14 protein-coding genes and 1 tRNA gene are annotated in these 16,409 nt (G+C 70.2%); 5 read left to right on the forward strand and 10 right to left on the reverse strand.

From position 1 onward, the window contains the following. The first annotated feature begins 66 nt into the window (after positions 1-66). Positions 67-2,748 (forward strand): arabinosyltransferase, encoded by a 2,682-nt coding sequence (locus tag ACWEMY_RS22010; protein WP_452391516.1) that lies wholly within the window; start codon positions 67-69, stop codon positions 2,746-2,748. 154 nt (positions 2,749-2,902) lie between these two features. On the opposite strand, the gene ACWEMY_RS22015 is transcribed toward ACWEMY_RS22010, so the two are convergent. The 3 genes from ACWEMY_RS22015 to ACWEMY_RS22025 all read right to left on the reverse strand — a co-directional run bounded on the left by ACWEMY_RS22015 (position 2,903) and on the right by ACWEMY_RS22025 (position 4,787). After that, positions 2,903-2,976 (reverse strand) — tRNA-Ile (locus ACWEMY_RS22015). A gap of 357 nt (positions 2,977-3,333) precedes the next feature. After that, the gene (locus ACWEMY_RS22020; protein ID WP_452391517.1) at positions 3,334-4,338 is read right to left on the reverse strand and encodes a zinc-binding dehydrogenase; all 1,005 of its coding nucleotides are present in this window, start codon (positions 4,336-4,338) and stop codon (positions 3,334-3,336) included. 89 nt (positions 4,339-4,427) lie between these two features. After that, positions 4,428-4,787 carry a hypothetical protein gene (locus tag ACWEMY_RS22025; protein ID WP_452391518.1) on the reverse strand — a complete coding sequence of 120 codons (360 nt, stop codon included), beginning with the start codon at positions 4,785-4,787 and terminating at the stop codon, positions 4,428-4,430. A 36-nt stretch (positions 4,788-4,823) separates the two neighbouring features. On the opposite strand from ACWEMY_RS22025, the gene ACWEMY_RS22030 reads away from it, so the two are divergent. Beyond that, positions 4,824-5,339, forward strand: coding sequence for a hypothetical protein (locus ACWEMY_RS22030; protein WP_452391519.1), 516 nt, complete (start codon positions 4,824-4,826; stop codon positions 5,337-5,339). On the opposite strand, the gene ACWEMY_RS22035 is transcribed toward ACWEMY_RS22030, so the two are convergent. The 5 genes from ACWEMY_RS22035 to ACWEMY_RS22055 all read right to left on the reverse strand — a co-directional run bounded on the left by ACWEMY_RS22035 (position 5,336) and on the right by ACWEMY_RS22055 (position 12,089). Further along, positions 5,336-7,108 carry an SDR family oxidoreductase gene (locus tag ACWEMY_RS22035; RefSeq protein ID WP_452391520.1) on the reverse strand — a complete coding sequence of 591 codons (1,773 nt, stop codon included), beginning with the start codon at positions 7,106-7,108 and terminating at the stop codon, positions 5,336-5,338. The two genes, ACWEMY_RS22030 and ACWEMY_RS22035, sit on opposite strands and share 4 nt — an antisense overlap. Before the next feature lie 32 nt (positions 7,109-7,140). Further along, entirely contained in the window at positions 7,141-8,247 is a 1,107-nt protein-coding gene (locus tag ACWEMY_RS22040) for a PDR/VanB family oxidoreductase (RefSeq protein WP_452391521.1), read from the reverse strand. Then, positions 8,244-9,146 carry a metal-dependent hydrolase gene (locus ACWEMY_RS22045; protein WP_452391522.1) on the reverse strand — a complete coding sequence of 301 codons (903 nt, stop codon included), beginning with the start codon at positions 9,144-9,146 and terminating at the stop codon, positions 8,244-8,246. Before ACWEMY_RS22045 ends, ACWEMY_RS22040 begins: the two co-directional genes overlap by 4 nt. A gap of 108 nt (positions 9,147-9,254) precedes the next feature. Continuing rightward, positions 9,255-9,941: a rhomboid-like protein gene (locus ACWEMY_RS22050; protein ID WP_452391523.1), complete on the reverse strand. Its 687-nt coding sequence runs from the start codon at positions 9,939-9,941 to the stop codon at positions 9,255-9,257. A gap of 114 nt (positions 9,942-10,055) precedes the next feature. After that, positions 10,056-12,089: a CocE/NonD family hydrolase gene (locus tag ACWEMY_RS22055; protein ID WP_452391524.1), complete on the reverse strand. Its 2,034-nt coding sequence runs from the start codon at positions 12,087-12,089 to the stop codon at positions 10,056-10,058. Positions 12,090-12,245: 156 nt separating this feature from the next. Between ACWEMY_RS22055 and ACWEMY_RS22060 the strand changes: the two genes are divergently transcribed. After that, positions 12,246-12,896 (forward strand): TetR/AcrR family transcriptional regulator, encoded by a 651-nt coding sequence (locus ACWEMY_RS22060; RefSeq protein ID WP_452391525.1) that lies wholly within the window; start codon positions 12,246-12,248, stop codon positions 12,894-12,896. Between the two features lie 19 nt (positions 12,897-12,915). On the opposite strand, the gene ACWEMY_RS22065 is transcribed toward ACWEMY_RS22060, so the two are convergent. Then, entirely contained in the window at positions 12,916-13,668 is a 753-nt protein-coding gene (locus ACWEMY_RS22065; protein ID WP_452391526.1) for an ankyrin repeat domain-containing protein, read from the reverse strand. A gap of 182 nt (positions 13,669-13,850) precedes the next feature. Between ACWEMY_RS22065 and ACWEMY_RS22070 the strand changes: the two genes are divergently transcribed. Then, entirely contained in the window at positions 13,851-14,936 is a 1,086-nt protein-coding gene (locus ACWEMY_RS22070) for an S-(hydroxymethyl)mycothiol dehydrogenase (RefSeq protein ID WP_452391527.1), read from the forward strand. Continuing rightward, a complete protein-coding gene (locus ACWEMY_RS22075; RefSeq protein WP_452391528.1) occupies positions 14,933-15,559 on the forward strand; it encodes an MBL fold metallo-hydrolase in 627 nt (208 codons plus the stop codon). Before ACWEMY_RS22070 ends, ACWEMY_RS22075 begins: the two co-directional genes overlap by 4 nt. Positions 15,560-15,737: 178 nt before the next feature. Here ACWEMY_RS22075 and ACWEMY_RS22080 read toward each other — a convergent pair whose 3' ends face one another. Further along, complete coding sequence (locus tag ACWEMY_RS22080; RefSeq protein ID WP_452391529.1) at positions 15,738-16,373, reverse strand: class I SAM-dependent methyltransferase; 636 nt, start codon at positions 16,371-16,373, stop codon at positions 15,738-15,740. Positions 16,374-16,409: the final 36 nt, after the last annotated feature.

Below are 16,409 nucleotides of genomic sequence, written 5' to 3' on the forward strand. Positions count from 1 at the left end.
GCTCTCTTACCAGGGGCTTCGCCAGTTCGCATCCGGAGCGGCAGATCAATCACGCTGCGGTGCAACATGGTTCAGCGGCAGGATGAAAAAGGCTCACGATTCACCACCACCCCGACTGTCCTCAAAACCCTCGCCATCATCGGCGTTCTCGTCGCCGCCGCGGTGGCACTGTTCGCGCTGCATCGGCTGGATTGCCTGGACGGACGCGGCAACCGCCGCGTGCTGCCGCGCCGGTGGTGGCGCCCGCGATGGATCGATGGCGTCGTCATCGGCACCTTGATCCTCTGGTATTTCATCGGTGCCGGTACCGCCGACGACGGCTATATCCTCGGCATGGCCCGAACCGCCGGACACGCGGGCTATCTCGCCAATTATTTCGCCTATTTCGGTGTCCCCGAAACGCCGATCGGAATTCCCTACGACCTCGTGATCGGGTGGTTGTCGCAGATCTCCACCGCGAGCATCGTGGTGCGGCTGCCGGAACTGCTGTTCGGCATAGTGTGCTGGCTGCTGATCAGCCGCGAGGTCGTGCCGCGGCTGGGCATCGCCGCCCGGCGCGTGAAGGCGGCAATCTGGGCGGGCGGACTCATGTTGCTGGCCTTCTGGCTGCCCTACAACAACGGGCTGCGGCCCGAGCCCACGGTGGCGCTGGGCGTGCTGCTGGTGTGGGTGTCGATGGAACGCGCCCTGGCGACGCGCCGGCTCGCCCCGGCCGCGGTCGCTCTGATCCCGGCCGCGCTGGCGGTGGTCACCAACCCCGCCGGAGTGATCTGCTTCGCCGCGCTGCTGGCCGGCGCGCGCCCACTCGTGCAGATCATCGTCGAGCGGGCCAGGCGGGTGGGCTATCTCGCGGTGCTCGCCCCCGCCGCGGCGGTGGGCCTGTCGGTGCTGGCGATCGTGTTCGTCGGCCAGCCGATCGCCGAGGTCACCGCGATGAGCGACGCGCATCGCGTGGTCGGCCCGAACATGCCCTGGTACGACGAGACTCTCGTCTACCAATCGCTGTTCCAGGCGGGGCCGGACGGGTCGATGGCGCGGCGGTTCGCCATGCTGATGATGTTCCTGACGCTGGCGGTCTCGATCCTGGCGCTGCTGCGCTACGGCGGCCGGATTCCGGGTCTGGCGGCCGGGCCCACCCGCCGCATACTGGGCACCACGATCGCGACGATTCCGCTGATGGCACTGTCCCCCACCAAGTTCACCCATCACATGGGCGTGTTCGCCGGTCTGGCCGGTGCGGTCGCGGTGGTGGCGGCGGTGGCCGCCGGGCCGCGGATCGTGCGTTCCCCGCGCAATCGCGCCCTGTTCGCGGCTGCCGTCTTCGCGGTGCTGGCGCTGTCGTTCACCAGTTCCAACAGCTGGTGGTATGTCGCCAGCTACGGGATTCCCTGGTGGGACAAGCCGATCTCGGTCAACGGGATCGGCGCGGGGACCGCGCTGCTCGGTGTCGCCGTGCTGCTGCTGGGTGTGGCGGGATTCCTGCATGTCCGGGAACCGTTCCGCCGGGCCGAGCATCGGACGCGGCGGCGGGTGCCGGTCCTCACGCTCGCGGTGGCGCTGGTGGTGGCCTTCGAGGTGGCCTCGTTCGTCAAGGCGGGCATCGACCAGTACCCGGCCTATTCACTGGCGAAGTCGAACCTGTCGGCGCTGGCGGGCGAGCCGTGTGGACTGGCGAACGATGTGCTCGTGGAACCGGATCCGAACGCCGGAATGCTGACACCGCTGTCCGGTGACCCGGCGACGGCGCTCGGAGCGCAGACCAGCGGCTTCACACCCGACGGTGTCAACACCAACGATCTGACCCCCGATGCCTCCGATGCCGCCGCCGCGTCGGTCGGTCAGTCGCTCGGCAGCGCGGGCACGACCACCAAGTCGGGTTCGGCCGACGGTGGTGGGCCGGACGGTTCCGGTGCCCGCGGCATCAACGGCAGCTCGATCCCGCTCCCGTTCGGCCTGAACCCGGCGACGACGCCGGTGCTGGGCAGCTACGGCAGTCCCGGTGTCACCAAGACGCTCGTCTCCGGCTGGTACCGGTTGCCGACCCCGGACGCGGGCGGCAGTCGCGGGGAGATCCTCGCGATCGCGGCCGCGGGGCGGATCGCCTCGACCGACCTCGACGGTCTGCCGGTTCCCGGGCAGCGCGTGCAGGTCGAGTACGGCAGCGCCACCGCGGGCGAGGTCCAGCCGCTCGGCAGCGTCGTTCCCGACGATGTCAGCGTCCTGCAGCCGTCCTGGCGCAATCTGCGAGTCCCCTTGGGGCAGCTGCCCACCCAGGCCGACGCGGTGCGCCTGGTCGCCGCCGTGGACAGCTCCGAGGCCGAACAGTGGGTGGCGATCACCCCGCCACGTGTTCCCGCGCTGCGCACCCTCGACGACCTGGTCGGCCACATCCGCCCGGTCCTGCTGGACTGGCTCGTCGGCCTGCAGTTCCCCTGCCAGCAACCCATGCGGCACCGGCACGGCGTCGCCGAGATCCCCGAGTACCGCATCCTGCCCGAATTCTCCGCCGCGATCATGACCAGTAACTGGCAGAGCCACTCCTCCGGTGGCCCTCTCGGCTACACCGAACTGCTCACGCGCGCTGAGGTTCTGCCCTCCTACCTGCGCGACGACTGGAAGCGCAACTGGGGCGAGATCCACCGCCTGGTTCCCTACGCTCCCACCGCGGGCCCGGCTCGGCTCGACACCGTCACCCTCGATCGCTCGGCCATGTGGACCCCTGGTCCACTGAACTTCGGAATCCGATAGCGAGGCGGCCCGGAAGGTGTGCTGATTCATACCGATAAGCGCACCTTCCGGGACAACAATTCGATCCGTGGGTGGGCTGGAAGAAAAGAAATTCTGGAACCGGACGGTTTCGCTCGGAAAGCGGATTGCGGCGCCGGAGTGAAATAGGGGAATGTGGGGCGGGTGGGGCTCGAACCCACGACCAGCGGATTATGAGTCCGCGGCTCTAACCGACTGAGCTACCGCCCCTGGCCGCGGGTGTCCGCGGGCGTGTCGGATGGTACCCGGTGGGGCGTGGGGTTGACCAGTTGTGCGGGGTGGTCGGGGCGACCGGGCCGGGCTGTCCTGGGACGATGCGACGGCCCGGTCGCTGGTGGTGATGGGTGGAGGTGGTGGGTGTGGTAGGTGCGGGTCAAGCCCTGTCGGCCGTCTGACGCTGAGATCGTGCGCGTAGAGCACGGTCGCGACGCTCGATGGAACCCCCCGGGTTGCTGGCGACTTTGATCACGGTGACCACCAGCAACAGAACAGCAGCAATGACTGCGATGACAATTATTCCCTGCACACTATGAACTTAACGCGTATTCCCTTGCAGCGCTGAACAAGTTACAATGGCGCGGCGATCGTCAAGAGCGTGCGACCGAGTGCGGAACGGTTCTCGATGGAAGTATGCGCATCGCGAACGCGGTCGATCGGGAAGGTCTGGCCGACAATCACTTCGAGTCGTCCGGCCACGACCTCGGCTTGGGCGCGGCGCGCGAGGGCGGACCAGTCGATCGGGCCGCTAACCACATCGAACAGGCCGAGCACGGTAACTCCCCTGGCCACAGCGCTTTCGGCGCCGGTCTCGGCGAAACCTCCTGCCGCGGAACCGTATCCGAGGAACAGACCGGCGTCGGCGGTGGCTGTGAGCGCGGCGGCACCGAGCTCGCCGCCCGCACCGTCGAACACGATCCGCGCTCCCCCACCGGTGATCTCGCGGACCCGGTCGGCCCAGCCCTGCTCGGAGTAGTCGACCACCGCGCTCGCGCCGAGCCGGGTGGCGAGCGCGAGCTTGTCGGTCCCGCGCGCGGCGGCGACCACTTTCGCCCCGGCCGCCACGCAGAGCTGGGTGAGCAGGGTGCCGAGGCCGCCCGCCGCGGCGGTGACGAGCACCCACGTATCGGGCGCGACCGCCGCGCGATCGAAGACCGCGAGCGCGGTGCGGCCGTCGTTCGCCAGCGCGACGGCCTGCTCGGTGCTCAGCCCGTCGGCGATCTCGACCAGCGTCTCGGCCTTGGCCAGGGCGTGCTCGGCGTAGCCGCCGGTGGGGACGCCGCCGCCGATGCCGCTGGCCGCGGTCTGGGTGACCACCCGCTTGCCGATCCACCCGGGATCGACGCCGGCGCCGACCGCGCTCACCACACCGCCGACCGCCCCGCCGGGCACGTACGGCAGGTTCAGGGCGAAGAAGTCCAGCCCCCAGCCACTGCGCAGCCGGGTGTCGAGGAACATCACGTCGGCGATCTCGACGTCGACGCGCACCTCCCCCGAATCCGGTTGCGGCACCGGCACTTCCCGTACCTCGAGCACTTCGGGACCACCGAATTCCTTGACCTGCACGGCACGCATCGCGACTCCTTCGTGGTGTTCTCGGATGCGTCCAGCATGGAACCTGAAGCGAGGTTCAGGTCAAGGACGGTGCGGTGTGGATCACACCGTCAGGAACCGCCACCGCAACTGCTACCGCCGCCACCACAGCTACTGCTGCTTCCTCCGCCACAGCTGCTACTGCTGCCGCCGCCGCAGCTGCTACTGCTGCCGCCACCACAGCTGCTGCCGCCCCCGCAGCCGCTGTGCGAGCCGGAATCCGGATAGTCGGTGCCGCTGTCGGGTGTCCAGGGCTGGCCCGACGAGGAACCGGCGTACCCGTAGTAGGTGCCCGACGACGAGCCCGCCGTCCAGCGCGGATCGAACGGGCCCGTGGGCGGACGGGTCGCCGAGGAGACCACCTTCACGATGACGAACACCACCGCGCCGATCATCACGGCGAAGAACAAGAGCACGATCAGCAGCACCATGCCCGCAGGCTAACCGACGCCGCTTACAGTGGGCTTATGGCGCTCTCGATCCCCCGTCTCGGCCGTCGACGGGCCGATCCGGCCACCGTCGACCGCGTCGTGGCCGACCTGCGGCTGCCCGACGCGATCTTCAAGACCTGCCCCTGGCAGCCCCGCGACCTGGTGGAAACCGGTCTGCGGCAATGGTTGCGGTGCTGTGGTGCCGCCATGCGCGACGACCAGGTGATCGGCATGCCCTCGCACGCCGTCGACGAGGCGTGGCACGGGCTGATCCTGTGCACGCGGCTCTACGCGAGTTTCTGCGACGAGGCTTACGGGCGGTTCCTGCACCACTTTCCCGACGGGGTCGGCGAGGCCGCCCCGGAGCACGGCTCGATGATCGATCAGCTCGGCCGCACCGTGGTCGCCTGGTCGATGGTGGCGAAACCGGACGAGCAGTGCGTGCTGTGGGATCTGGACCGGCGGGTCGGTGTGGCCGAGCCGTGGGGTGTGGACGCCCGGCTCGTCGACGCCGTGCAGCGGCGCCTCGAGCCGGGCGTGAGCGGACCCTAGACCAGCTTCATCCGGCGCGCGGCGAAGCGGACGGCGCCGGGCGCGAGCCGGTTGATCCGGTACTGCAGCCACGATTCCGGCGTCACGGGCACGATCTCGCGACCGTCGCGCACCGCCTTGACGATCTGCGCGGCGACCCGGTCGGGGGTGTAGCCGCGCCGCTCGTAGAGCTTGTCGAACTTCTGCTGCGCGGCCGCCTCCTCCGCCGCCGAGACACCCGAGATGCGGGTGGTGGCAACGATATTGGTGTGCACGATGCCGGGGCACACCGTCGAGACGGAGATGCCGCGGTCGGCCAGCTCGGCGCGCAGGCAGTCGGAGAACATGAACACTGCCGACTTGCTGGTGGCGTAGGCGCTCATATCGCGCTGCGGGCTGTAGGCGGCCATGCTGGACAGGTTCACGATGTGCCCGCCGAGGCCACGGTCGGCCATCGCCGCACCGAAAGCCCGGCAACCGTTGACCACGCCGCCCAGGTTGATCCGCAGCACGCGGTCGAACTCCTCGGACGGGGTGTCCAGGAAGCCGCCTGCCTGGCCGACGCCGGCATTGTTGATCAGCACATCGGGCACGCCGTGCGCGGCGATCACGGTATCGGCGTGCGCGCGCACCGCGTCCTCGCTGGACACGTCCAGCGCGTAGGAGTGGGCGAGGCCGCCTTCGGCCGCGACGAGCTCGGCGGTCTGCTTGGCCGCCAGCTCGTTGACATCGGAGACCACCAGTTCGGCGCCCAGGCGCGCGAAGGCCAGCGCGGTCTCGCGGCCGATGCCGCTGCCCGCACCGGTGACGACCACCAGCTTGTGCTCGAATTCCCTTCGGCTGCGGCCGACTTCGGCCCTGGCCAGGCCGCGCGCGATCGGCGCGCCGTCGAGCGCGTCGATCAGCTCGGTGGTGGCGGTGGCCAGCAGTTCCGGGTGCGAGAACGGCATCCAGTGCCCGGCGGGCACGTCGCGGCGCCACAGCCGGTCGGTCCACTTGGCCGAGTCGTCGTACCCGGCCGGGCGCACCGCCACGTCGCGACCGGCGACGATCAGTTGCACCGGCACCCTGGTGCGGCGCTCGCGCGGGGCGAGCATGCGCCGGACGATATTGGCGCGGTAGATGAGCAGGCCGTCGACCATGTCGCGACGGAAGGTGGGGCCCAGCTTCACATTCGCGGCCGGGGTGTCGTTCATCAGCGACACCGCGCGCTGCCAGACCTTCTCGGTGCCGATGGTGTTGAAGGTGGCGCGCGGCAGGCCGGGGGTCATGAAGAAGAAGGTGTAGGCCGAGGACGCGAGCTGGGTCATCGGCTGCCAGATGTTGCGCGGGCTCGGCCGCGACAGGCGGTCGCGCACCCAGCTGGCCAGGTGGTCGAGGTTGGGGCCGGAGACCGAGGTGAACGAGGCGACCCGCTCGGCGGCCTGCGGCTCGCACACGGCTTCCCACACCTGCACCGAGCCCCAGTCGTGGGCCAGTACGTGCGCGGGACGGTCGGGGCTCACCGCGTCGAGCACCGCGTAGAAGTCGCGGGCGAGTTCGTCGAGGCGGAAGTCCTCGGTGCGCTGGGTGCGGGTGGAGGCGCCGTGGCCGCGGGTGTCGTAGGCGACCACGTGGAAGCGCTCGGCGAGCAGCGGGATCACCCGGTCCCACAGGTGGTGGGTGTCGGGCCAGCCGTGCACGAGCACCACGGTGTCGGCGGCGGGGTCACCGTACTCGAACACGGCGATGTCGAAATCGCCGCTGCGGACGGTGCGCTGGTTGGCGGCCTGGGGGCTGTCGATCGTCATGGGCTGTCGGACTCCTTGTCCAGGAAGCGAACTCACAGGTCGAGCACCAAACGCTCACCGTGGGAACGGGATACGCACGCGAGCATGGCACCGGCCGCGTGTTCGTCGTCGGAGAGTACGGACTCGCGGTGGTCGGGTTCGCCCGCGCACACCCGCACCACGCAGGTGCGGCAGAAACCCTGCCTGCACGAGTAGGGCTGGTCGGGGCGTTCGGCCAGGACGGCGTCGAGCACGGTCTTGTCGGCCGGGACCGTGATCACCTGTCCGGTGGAGGCGAATTCGACCTCGAAGGCGGTGCCGTTCACCACCGGCGGCGGCGAGAACCGCTCGAAGTGCAGTTCCACCCGGGGCAGGTCGCGGACGGCCGCCACGACGGCCGAGGTCATCGGGGTGGGCCCACAGGCGTAGACCGCGGTGCCCGCGCCGACGCCGGGCAGCAGATCCGCCGCCGTGGGCAGGCCGTGTTCGTCGTCGGTGCGCACGGTGACGCGCGGGCCGAAGCTCTCCAGTTCGTCCAGGAACGGGATGGTGTCGCGGCCGCGGCCGCTGTAGACCATCGTCCACGGCAGATCCAGGCGATGCGCGAGCCGGGCCATCGGCAGGATCGGCGTGATGCCGATGCCACCGGCGACGAAGTGCAGCCGCTGGGCGGGCGAGCCGTGGCCGGGCACCGCGAACGGGAAGGCGTTGCGCGGGCCGCGCACCACGAACCGGGTGCCGACCGGGAGTTCGTCGTGCACCTCGTTCGAGCCGCCGCCCCCGTTCGGGATGCGGCGCACAGCGATGCGGTAGGCGCGCTCGTCGGCCGGATCGCCGCACAGCGAGTACTGGCGCAGCCTGCCCGAGGGCAGTTCCAGGTCCAGGTGGGCGCCGGGGCGCCAGCGCGGCAGTACCCGGCCGTCGGGTGCGGCCAGGCGCAGGCTCACCACGTCCTGGTCGTGCGCCTCGACGCGGCGTTCGGTGACCACCACGGGGAAGCGGCGGTCGTCCACGCGGGTGCGCAGGTCGCGGCGGTTGGCCAGGGCGCTCCAGCGCAGCCGGGCCGTGGCGACGGCGTCGAGGAACCGGGTCCCCGGGTCGTGGCGATGCTTGCCGTAGAGATCGCCGGGCAGTACCCGGGGGATGTCGTGGGTCGTCACGAGGCCGCCGCGCGGGCCGCGGGCGAACTGGCCAGATAGGCCACCGCCTGGGCGGTCGAGCCGACGGTCTCCGGGCTGTAGCCGGGCTGGAAGGTCGACAGCGCACTGCGCAGCAGCGACGGGATACCCGGCAGCGCGCCCCGCCACATCGCGGCGAAGACCCCGGCGATCAGCCGCAGGTAGCCGTGGTCGGGCAGCTTCGGGTCCTGGTGCACCAGGAAACGCGCGCCACGCACGAGCAGGGCGATGAAGATCGGGAAGACCAGCGTCATCGACGCGCAGCGCCGCGCGTAACCGACGCCGAAGTACTCGGCCACGTCATGGGCGACATTGCGGTGCTCGACCTCTTCGGCGCCGTGCCAGCGGAACAGGTCGGCCATGTTCGGGTCGGCGCCGAACTTCTCCAGGTCGGCGTTGATCACCCAGTCGCCCAGCCAGGCGAAGAAGTGCTCGAGACAGGCGATGAAGGCGAGGCGTTCGACCAGCATCTGCCGGGCGGCGCGGTCGTCGCCGCCGCGCGGGCCCAGCGTCTTGCGGAACAGGTATTCCATCTGGCGCACATAGGGCGCGCTGTCGATGTCATTGGCCGTGAAGACGTCGTGCAGGACCTTCTCGTGGGTCTCCGCGTGCATCGATTCCTGACCGATGAAGCCGAGCATGTCCTCGCGCAGCTTCTCGTCCTTGACGTAGGGCAATGCCTCGCGATAGGTGGCGATGAACATGCGCTCACCCTCGGGCAGCAGCATGTTGAGCGCGCAGATCAGATGTCCGGCGATCGGTTCGTCGGGCATCCATTGCAGTGCCACGTCCGACCAGTCGAAGCGCACGTTGCGGGCGTGCAGTGCGACCTGGCCCGGGTCCGTCTCCGGGCGCGGTGCTGCCCGGCGAAGTAGCTTCATCGGTACTCCTCGTCCTCCCCGCGCAGCACCCTCGGGCACCGTGGCGCATCGGTGCGCCGGTCTTCGCGGTAGACCAATGATACATCTATGTAGTATTCGAGGTAACACCTATTTTGCTGCGGTTTTCCGGCCGCGCAGCATTTCGGCGGGGTCCCAGCGCCGGTCGCGACCACGCGTGAGCGGGTAGCAGGCGAGGCCGATCGCCGCCGCGCCCGCGTGCCCGATATCGGTGAAGGTCCGGTTGACGAAGATCGGCGGGATCACCACCGCCGCCAGCACGAGCAGGTACCCCAGCCGCCACGGCCACACCAGCCGGTAGGCGAGCACCGCGGCGACACCGGCCAGCGCGTAGCTGACCCCGACATCGAGGGTGAACATCGCCCGCTCCGGCGCGTGCCCGTGCCGGATCGCCCACAGCAGCACGCCCTGGCTGAGATAGGTCGCCCCGACGTGCGCGACCGCGGCCACCACCAGCCAGCGCAACGTGCCCAGCCAGCGTTCGGCATTGGCGTGGAAGAGCGTGAACAGCACCGCGTAGCCGAACCAGCCACCGCCGTCGGTCCAGAAGGCACTGCCGATCAGCACCCGGATCGGGTCCTCGGCCAGATGGTGCAGATTGGTCGAGCGGTGCCCGAGCCAGGCCCTGGCCTCCTCCGGCGGCAGCCGGGTGATGATCAGCGTGGTCACCGCCAGCGCGGCCAGCCACAGATACGTTCCCGGCGCGCTGCGCACCCATCGCCCGGCAGCCGCGACCACCGGGCCGATCCGCGCCACCACCCGGCCCGATGTCGCCACCACGCCAGTGTGCCAGGGGTGCGGGCGGCGCGACCCCCTCCGCCGCCGGGCGAGCCGCCCCGAAGGCACCGCACCCCGCCTCGACCAGGCGAGGCGGGGTGCGGTGGACGGATGTCACCAGCCGGGATCGGTGTCCAGCGGGATGTTGATCCAGCTCGGGCGGGCCGGGTCCAGCTCCAGGTGCTGGGTGCGCAGGCCGCTCTCGTTCAGCAACGGCCGCAACGGGATTCCGCTCGGGAAGTTGCCCGCGAAGACGTCGACACGGAGCCGGTGGCCCGGCTGGAGCACACCGTCGGTGGCGCGGATACCGATGTCGAGGGTGGTCGGTTCACCGGGGACGACCGGCTGGCGGGTGTCCAGGGTGAGGTACGGGTACGGATCGGTGTAGTCGCCGCTGGGCGAGCGCCGCGACTTGGATTCGTCGACCGCGCGCAGCGAAGCCATCAACTGGCCCTGCGACCAGACCGTGGAGGTGCCGTCGGGAGCGACGTCGTTGACCGTCACCGTCCAGTACCCGTCGGTGGCGTCGAGCACCGTGTTGAGGTGCGCGGCGATCTCGCCGGAGACGCGGGTCGGCTGGGTCACCGGGGCGGTGGTGAAGGTCAGCGCGGCACCCTCGCTGATCCGGGCGTCCTTGGCGCAGATGTCCGGCAGCGGGACGAGCCCCGCCGTGCCCTGGGCGGCGTCGCGGGAGCAGATCGTGGTCAGGCTCGGGTCCACCGAGACCCGCTGGGCCCCACCGGGCGCGGTGACCAGGCTGCCGTCGAACCGCGCGCCCGGAGCCGTTCCCGACGACGCGGGATCGAGGTACATGCGGCGGTAGTCCATGCCGGGACGCGGGAAGGCGACGTCGCGGGTCCACTGGTCGCTGCCCTGTTGCCACAGGGTGACCGGGTCGTAGCGGTCGATGCCGTTGTCGATGCCCTTGAGCCACTTGTCGAACCAGGCGCGCTGCAGCGACTCCAGCGGCGCGGGCGCCCCCGGCTGCCCCAGCCCCGAGCTGACGGTCACGTGGTAGACGTCGCCCATGATGAGCTTCTTCTGCTCGGCGGGCACGTTCACCGCGTTGTAGATGCGCGGGGTGGAGTAGGTGAAGATGTCGTGCCAGCCGCCGTAGAGGAAGGTCGGCACCTGCACCTGGTCGGGCTGACCCACCCAGGCGGTGCGCAGCGGGCTCTGGTCGTCGAGGATCGAGGCCATCTCCGGCGGGATCTGGTCGATGCTCGGCGTGGTCAGCGCCGCGATGAGGACGTTGAAGAAGGTGAACGGGTCCCGGATGCGGTCACCGAGCCAGGTCCAGTCGAACTTGCCGGTGAAGATCGACACCAGGTCGGGCAGCAGTTTGGCGCCGTCGACGGCGAGCAGCCAGGCCGGGATGAAGCCGATGCCCAGCGCGCCACCGGGGGCGGCGACATCGCGGATCAGGTCACTGCCGGGCACGATCGGGAAGATCGCCTTGAGCGCCTCGGGATGCCGCTGCGCGGTCTGGAGCTGGTTGATCCCCGAGTAGGAGATGCCGCTCATGCCGATCTTGCCGTTGGACCAGCCCTGCGCGGCGGCCCAGTCGACCACCTCGACGCCGTCGAGCTGCTCGCGTTCGCCGAATACCTGCCAGGTGCCCTGGGAGAACCCGGTGCCGCGCACGTCGACCACGATCTGGGTGTAGCCACCGCGGATCAGATTGCGGTCCACGCCGAAGGTGCGGGCGGCGCCGCCGGGCAGCGCGTTCATCATGTCGCTGAGACTGCTGAAGCCGAACGCCGAGAAGTCCAGGTTCTGCAGGATCGGCAGCAGCACCTCGGACAGGCCGGGCACCGCCAGCGCCGAGTCGGCGATATTGGACACCAGCTTGGTGTAGGGCGTCATGTTGACGATGGTCGGCGTCGGCTCGGCGATCGGCTGACCGTCCGCACCGGCCGGGTGATAGACGTTGGCTTTCAATACCGTTCCGTCGCTCATCGTGATGGGGACGTCCCATTCGATGAACACATTCGGGTACTGCTGCGGCCCGTTGTGGGTGGCGACGAACTGTGCGTCGAGCCCGTCACCGGCCGGCGTGGCCTGCCCTACCGGGGCGGATGCCACCGCACCCGCGAATACGACGACGGATGCGACCAGCGCAGCCAGCCGCCCACGATATTTGATCATGTTTCGGTCTCAGCCCTCCACCATCGGGAACCACGACGTTCCCGTACCGGAAAGTAACGTAGCCTGCGTCACGTACGATCGCAAGAACATGTTCTCGGCCACTTCCCCTCGGCGCCAGCCGCCACACCGTCCGCATCGCCTGCCAGAATCGACGATGTGACAGTGGCCGATCGCGATCTCGACGGTCGCCGGTACCGGGGCGCCGCCCCCGGGCAACGTCAGCAGCAGCGCCGCGCCCGCCTGGTCGAGGCGGCCACCGACGCCTTCGGCACCGAGGGCTACCGCAACACCACGGTGACCACGATCTGCGGCAATGCGGGGGTCGGCAAGCGCTACTTCTACGAATCCTTCACCGACAGCGAGGATCTGCTGCTCGAGGTGTATCGCGATGTCACCGCGCGGATGCTCGAGGCGATCCATCAGGGCCTGGCCGATCCCGGGGCCGACCTCGACACCCAGGTGCGGGTCGGGCTCACGGCATACTTCCAGCTCATCCACGACGACCCCCGGGTGCCGCGGATCGCGTTCTTCGAGATCCTGGGCGTGAGTCCGGCGGTGGACCGGGCCTATCACGAGGTCCTCGACGCGCTGGTCGACATCTGCCTGGCGCTGATCACCCCGCACGTCGACGTCGCCGAGCACCCCGCGGCGAGCGTGCGTACCGTCCTTTACGGGCTGGTCGGCGCGATCCTGATCATCGCGCAGAAATGGGTCCTCGACGGCTACCGCGCGCCACTGGGCGACGTGGTCGACAGCTCGTGCCTGGTGATCGGTGCCGTCCTCGACCGGATCGGCCCGCACGAATAGCGATGCGGCCGAGCCGGTGTCAGCGCAGCAGGGCGACGATCGCGTCCTGGCCGAGGCGCTCGGCGTTCTGCACGGCCGTGCGACCCTCCGCGTCCCGGATCAGCGGGTCGGCGCCCGCCTCGAGCAGGGCGCGCACCGTCTCCTGGTAGCGCTGGGAGCCGTCGCCGTAGACGATCGCCTCCTGCAAAGCGGTCCAGCGCGGGGTGTTCACGTGGTTCACGTCCACACCTGCCGCGAGCAACATGCGGACGGTATCGACGTGGCCGTGCTCGCTCGCCGGAATGAGCGCGGTGCCGCCGTAGCGGTTGACACTGCGCAGGTCGGCGCCGTGGGTCAGGGTGGCGGCGAGGATCTCGTCGTAGCCTTCGGCACCGGCGTAGAGGTAGGCCGAATCCTGGAGGTCGTCCTTCGCGTTCACGTCGGCGCCCGCCTCGATTAGCGCCAGCGCGGCGGCGGTGGACCGGTTCTTCGTCGCGGCGACGAGCGGGGTGCGGTCGTGGGCGCCGCGCGCTTCCGGGTCGGCGCCGCGGGCGAGCAGGTCGCGGACGGCGGCGGCGTCGTTGTCTACCGCCGCGGCGTAGAGGTCGGCGTCGAGGCGGTGATCGACCGGGCGGGTGGGCGCCGGGCCGGTCTCACCAGTTCCCGGGGTCGCCGCGGCGGACTCGATGGAGGTCGCGGCGGGCGGGGCCGCGGGGTCGGCCGAGCAGGCGGCCGCGCCGATCGCGAGTGCCGCCAGGGCCACCACGGCCACGCGGGTGCCACGAATGTTCATGTCGATCTCCTCGTCCAGGTCTCCTCCACCGTGCCCACGTCCTGGCCGTGCGTCCAGGATGCAACACCGATGGGTGCCATCGACGCCGCCTATGGCTCGCCGGATCGAACGCCGATCCCGGCATTCCCGGGCGGGCCGACCGGCTAGCGTTGGCTCCGACGACGAATACTGAGGAGGTCCGCATGCCCGACACCGTTCGCGGAGTCATCGCCCGCGCCGAGAACGCGCCGGTCGAAACGGTCGACATCGTGATTCCCGATCCCGGTCCGCACGATGTGGTGGTGCGGGTACAGGCGTGCGGGGTGTGCCACACCGACCTGCACTACCGCGAGGGCGGGATCAACGACGAGTTCCCGTTCCTGCTCGGGCACGAGGCGGCCGGGGTCGTGGAGACGGTCGGTGACGCCGTCACCCATGTCGCCGTGGGCGACTACGTGGTGCTGAACTGGCGCGCGGTCTGCGGCGAATGCCGGGCCTGTCGCCGCGGCAGGCCGTGGTACTGCTTCGACACCCACAACGCGAGCGTCCCGATGACGCTCACCGACGGCACCCCACTCACCCCCGCCCTCGGCGTCGGAGCCTTCGCCGACAAGACCCTCGTGCACGAGAAGCAGTGCACCAAGGTCGATCCCGAGACCGATCCGGCCGTGGCCGGGCTGCTCGGCTGCGGCGTGATGGCGGGCATCGGTGCCGCGATGAACACCGGCGCGGTCTCGCGCGGCGACAGCGTCGCGGTGATCGGCTGCGGCGGCGTGGGCGACGCGGCGATCGCCGGCGCGTACCTGGCGGGCGCTGGCACCATCATCGCGATCGACCGCGACGCGCGAAAGCTCGACTGGGCCAGGGACTTCGGCGCCACCCACACCATCGACGCCACCCAGGGCGACGTGGTCGAACAGATCAAGGACCTCACCGGCGGCTTCGGCGCCGACGTGGTGATCGACGCGGTGGGCAGGCCCGAGACCTGGAAGCAGGCCTTCTACGGCCGCGACCTCGCGGGCACCGTCGTGCTGGTCGGCGTCCCGACCCCGGAGATGACCCTGGACATGCCGCTGATCGACCTGTTCTCGCACGGCGGGTCGTTGAAGTCGTCCTGGTACGGCGACTGCCTGCCCGAGCGCGACTTCCCGATGCTGATCGACCTGCACCGCCAGGGCAGGCTGCCGCTGGACCGGTTCGTCACCGAGCGCATCGGGATCGACGATGTCGAAGAGGCTTTCGCCGCGATGGGCGCGGGCAAGGTGCTGCGCTCGGTGGTGGTCTGGTGAGTGCGCGTATCGACCGGGTGGTCACCTCCGGCACCTTCGCTCTCGACGGCGGCACCTGGGATGTCGACAACAATGTGTGGCTGATCGGTGACGACGAGGAGGTGCTCGTCGTCGACGCCGCCCACGACGCCGACGCCATCGCCGCGGCCGTGGGCAACCGGCGGGTCCGCGCGATTCTGTGCACGCACGGTCACAACGATCACGTGACCGTCGCCCCCGAACTGTCCGAGCGGCTCGACGCCCCCGTCCTGCTGCATCCCGGTGACGAGCCCTTGTGGCGGATGACCCACCCCAGCGCGGACTACCGCTCCCTCGACGGCGTCGACCGGATCACGGTGGCGGGCACCGACATCGACATCCTGCACACCCCCGGCCACTCCCCCGGCTCGGTCTCCCTGCACCTGCCCGAACTGGCCGCGCTGTTCACCGGCGACACCCTCTTCGCCGGCGGCCCCGGCGCCACCGGCCGCTCCTTCTCGGATTTCGGCACCATCATCGACTCCATCCGCGACCGCCTGTTCGCGCTGCCGGAGGAGACCGTCGTGCACACCGGCCACGGCGACACCACCACCATCGGCACCGAGAAACCCGCCCTCGCCGACTGGATCGCGCGCGGGCACTGAAACCGGCCCGTCGGCCACGGGATCGGTCCCGTGGCCGACGCCTATTTCGCGCAGCAGTCGTCGTCCGCGACGTCGCCGCGCAGCAGAAGTCACCGCGCCAGGCGGCACGGCCCTCTTTGACGGCGATCGCCGCGATCACGAGGGGCGATCCCGACCGGCGAGGGAGGTGGGGTGAGGGCTACGGGAGGGGTTTGTGGGCGAGGATTCGGAAGGTGAGGCCGGCTCGGCCGGTGCGGTGGGTTTCGTCGATGACGAAGCCGGCGGTGGTGAGGTAGTGGAGGGGGTTGCGCAGGAGGTGGTCGGCGCCGAAGTGGAGGGAGAGGGGTTGGAGGAGGCGCTGGAGGGTGCGGGCGGGGAGGGCGGTGGCGGGGCCGTGTTCGGCGAGGACGAAGCGGCCGCCGGGGACCAGGACGCGGAAGGCTTCGGCGGCGGCGCGCTGTGGGTCGGGGATGGTGCAGAAGGTGTAGGTGGAGACGACGGTGTCGGCGCTGTCGTCGGGGAGATCGAGGGCTTGGACGTCGCCTTCGCGCAGGTCGGCGTGGGTGAGGCCGAGGGCGGTGGCGCGGCGGCGGGCGATGTCGAGCATGCGCGGGGACAGGTCGATGCCGGTGACGCGGTCGACGTCGGTGCCGTAGTGCGGCAGATTCAGGCCGGTGCCGACGGCGATCTCGACGACGCGGCCGCGCGCGTGCCCGATCACCCAGGTGCGGGCGTCACCGAGCACCACGCGCTCGAACCAACCGATCTGGCGGTCGTAGTTCGGGGCGTAGCGGTCGAAGATGGCGGCGATCTCGGCGGTGCTCGGCTGCTTCATACTGCGCCTCTCTCGCGGGGCTCCTGGCCCCAGTGT

The sequence above is a fragment of the Nocardia sp. NPDC004415 genome, from assembly GCF_053602435.1.

Bases quoted from the DNA above. Each gene is read 5' to 3' on its own strand.
- ACWEMY_RS22010 (WP_452391516.1), top strand. From the start codon at position 67: ATGGTTCAGCGGCAGGATGAAAAAGGCTCACGATTCACCACCACCCCG.
- ACWEMY_RS22020 (WP_452391517.1), bottom strand. From the start codon at position 4,338: ATGCGTGCCGTGCAGGTCAAGGAATTCGGTGGTCCCGAAGTGCTCGAG.
- ACWEMY_RS22025 (WP_452391518.1), bottom strand. From the start codon at position 4,787: ATGGTGCTGCTGATCGTGCTCTTGTTCTTCGCCGTGATGATCGGCGCG.
- ACWEMY_RS22030 (WP_452391519.1), top strand. From the start codon at position 4,824: ATGGCGCTCTCGATCCCCCGTCTCGGCCGTCGACGGGCCGATCCGGCC.
- ACWEMY_RS22035 (WP_452391520.1), bottom strand. From the start codon at position 7,108: ATGACGATCGACAGCCCCCAGGCCGCCAACCAGCGCACCGTCCGCAGC.
- ACWEMY_RS22045 (WP_452391522.1), bottom strand. From the start codon at position 9,146: ATGAAGCTACTTCGCCGGGCAGCACCGCGCCCGGAGACGGACCCGGGC.
- ACWEMY_RS22055 (WP_452391524.1), bottom strand. From the start codon at position 12,089: ATGATCAAATATCGTGGGCGGCTGGCTGCGCTGGTCGCATCCGTCGTC.
- ACWEMY_RS22065 (WP_452391526.1), bottom strand. From the start codon at position 13,668: ATGAACATTCGTGGCACCCGCGTGGCCGTGGTGGCCCTGGCGGCACTC.
- ACWEMY_RS22070 (WP_452391527.1), top strand. From the start codon at position 13,851: ATGCCCGACACCGTTCGCGGAGTCATCGCCCGCGCCGAGAACGCGCCG.
- ACWEMY_RS22080 (WP_452391529.1), bottom strand. From the start codon at position 16,373: ATGAAGCAGCCGAGCACCGCCGAGATCGCCGCCATCTTCGACCGCTAC.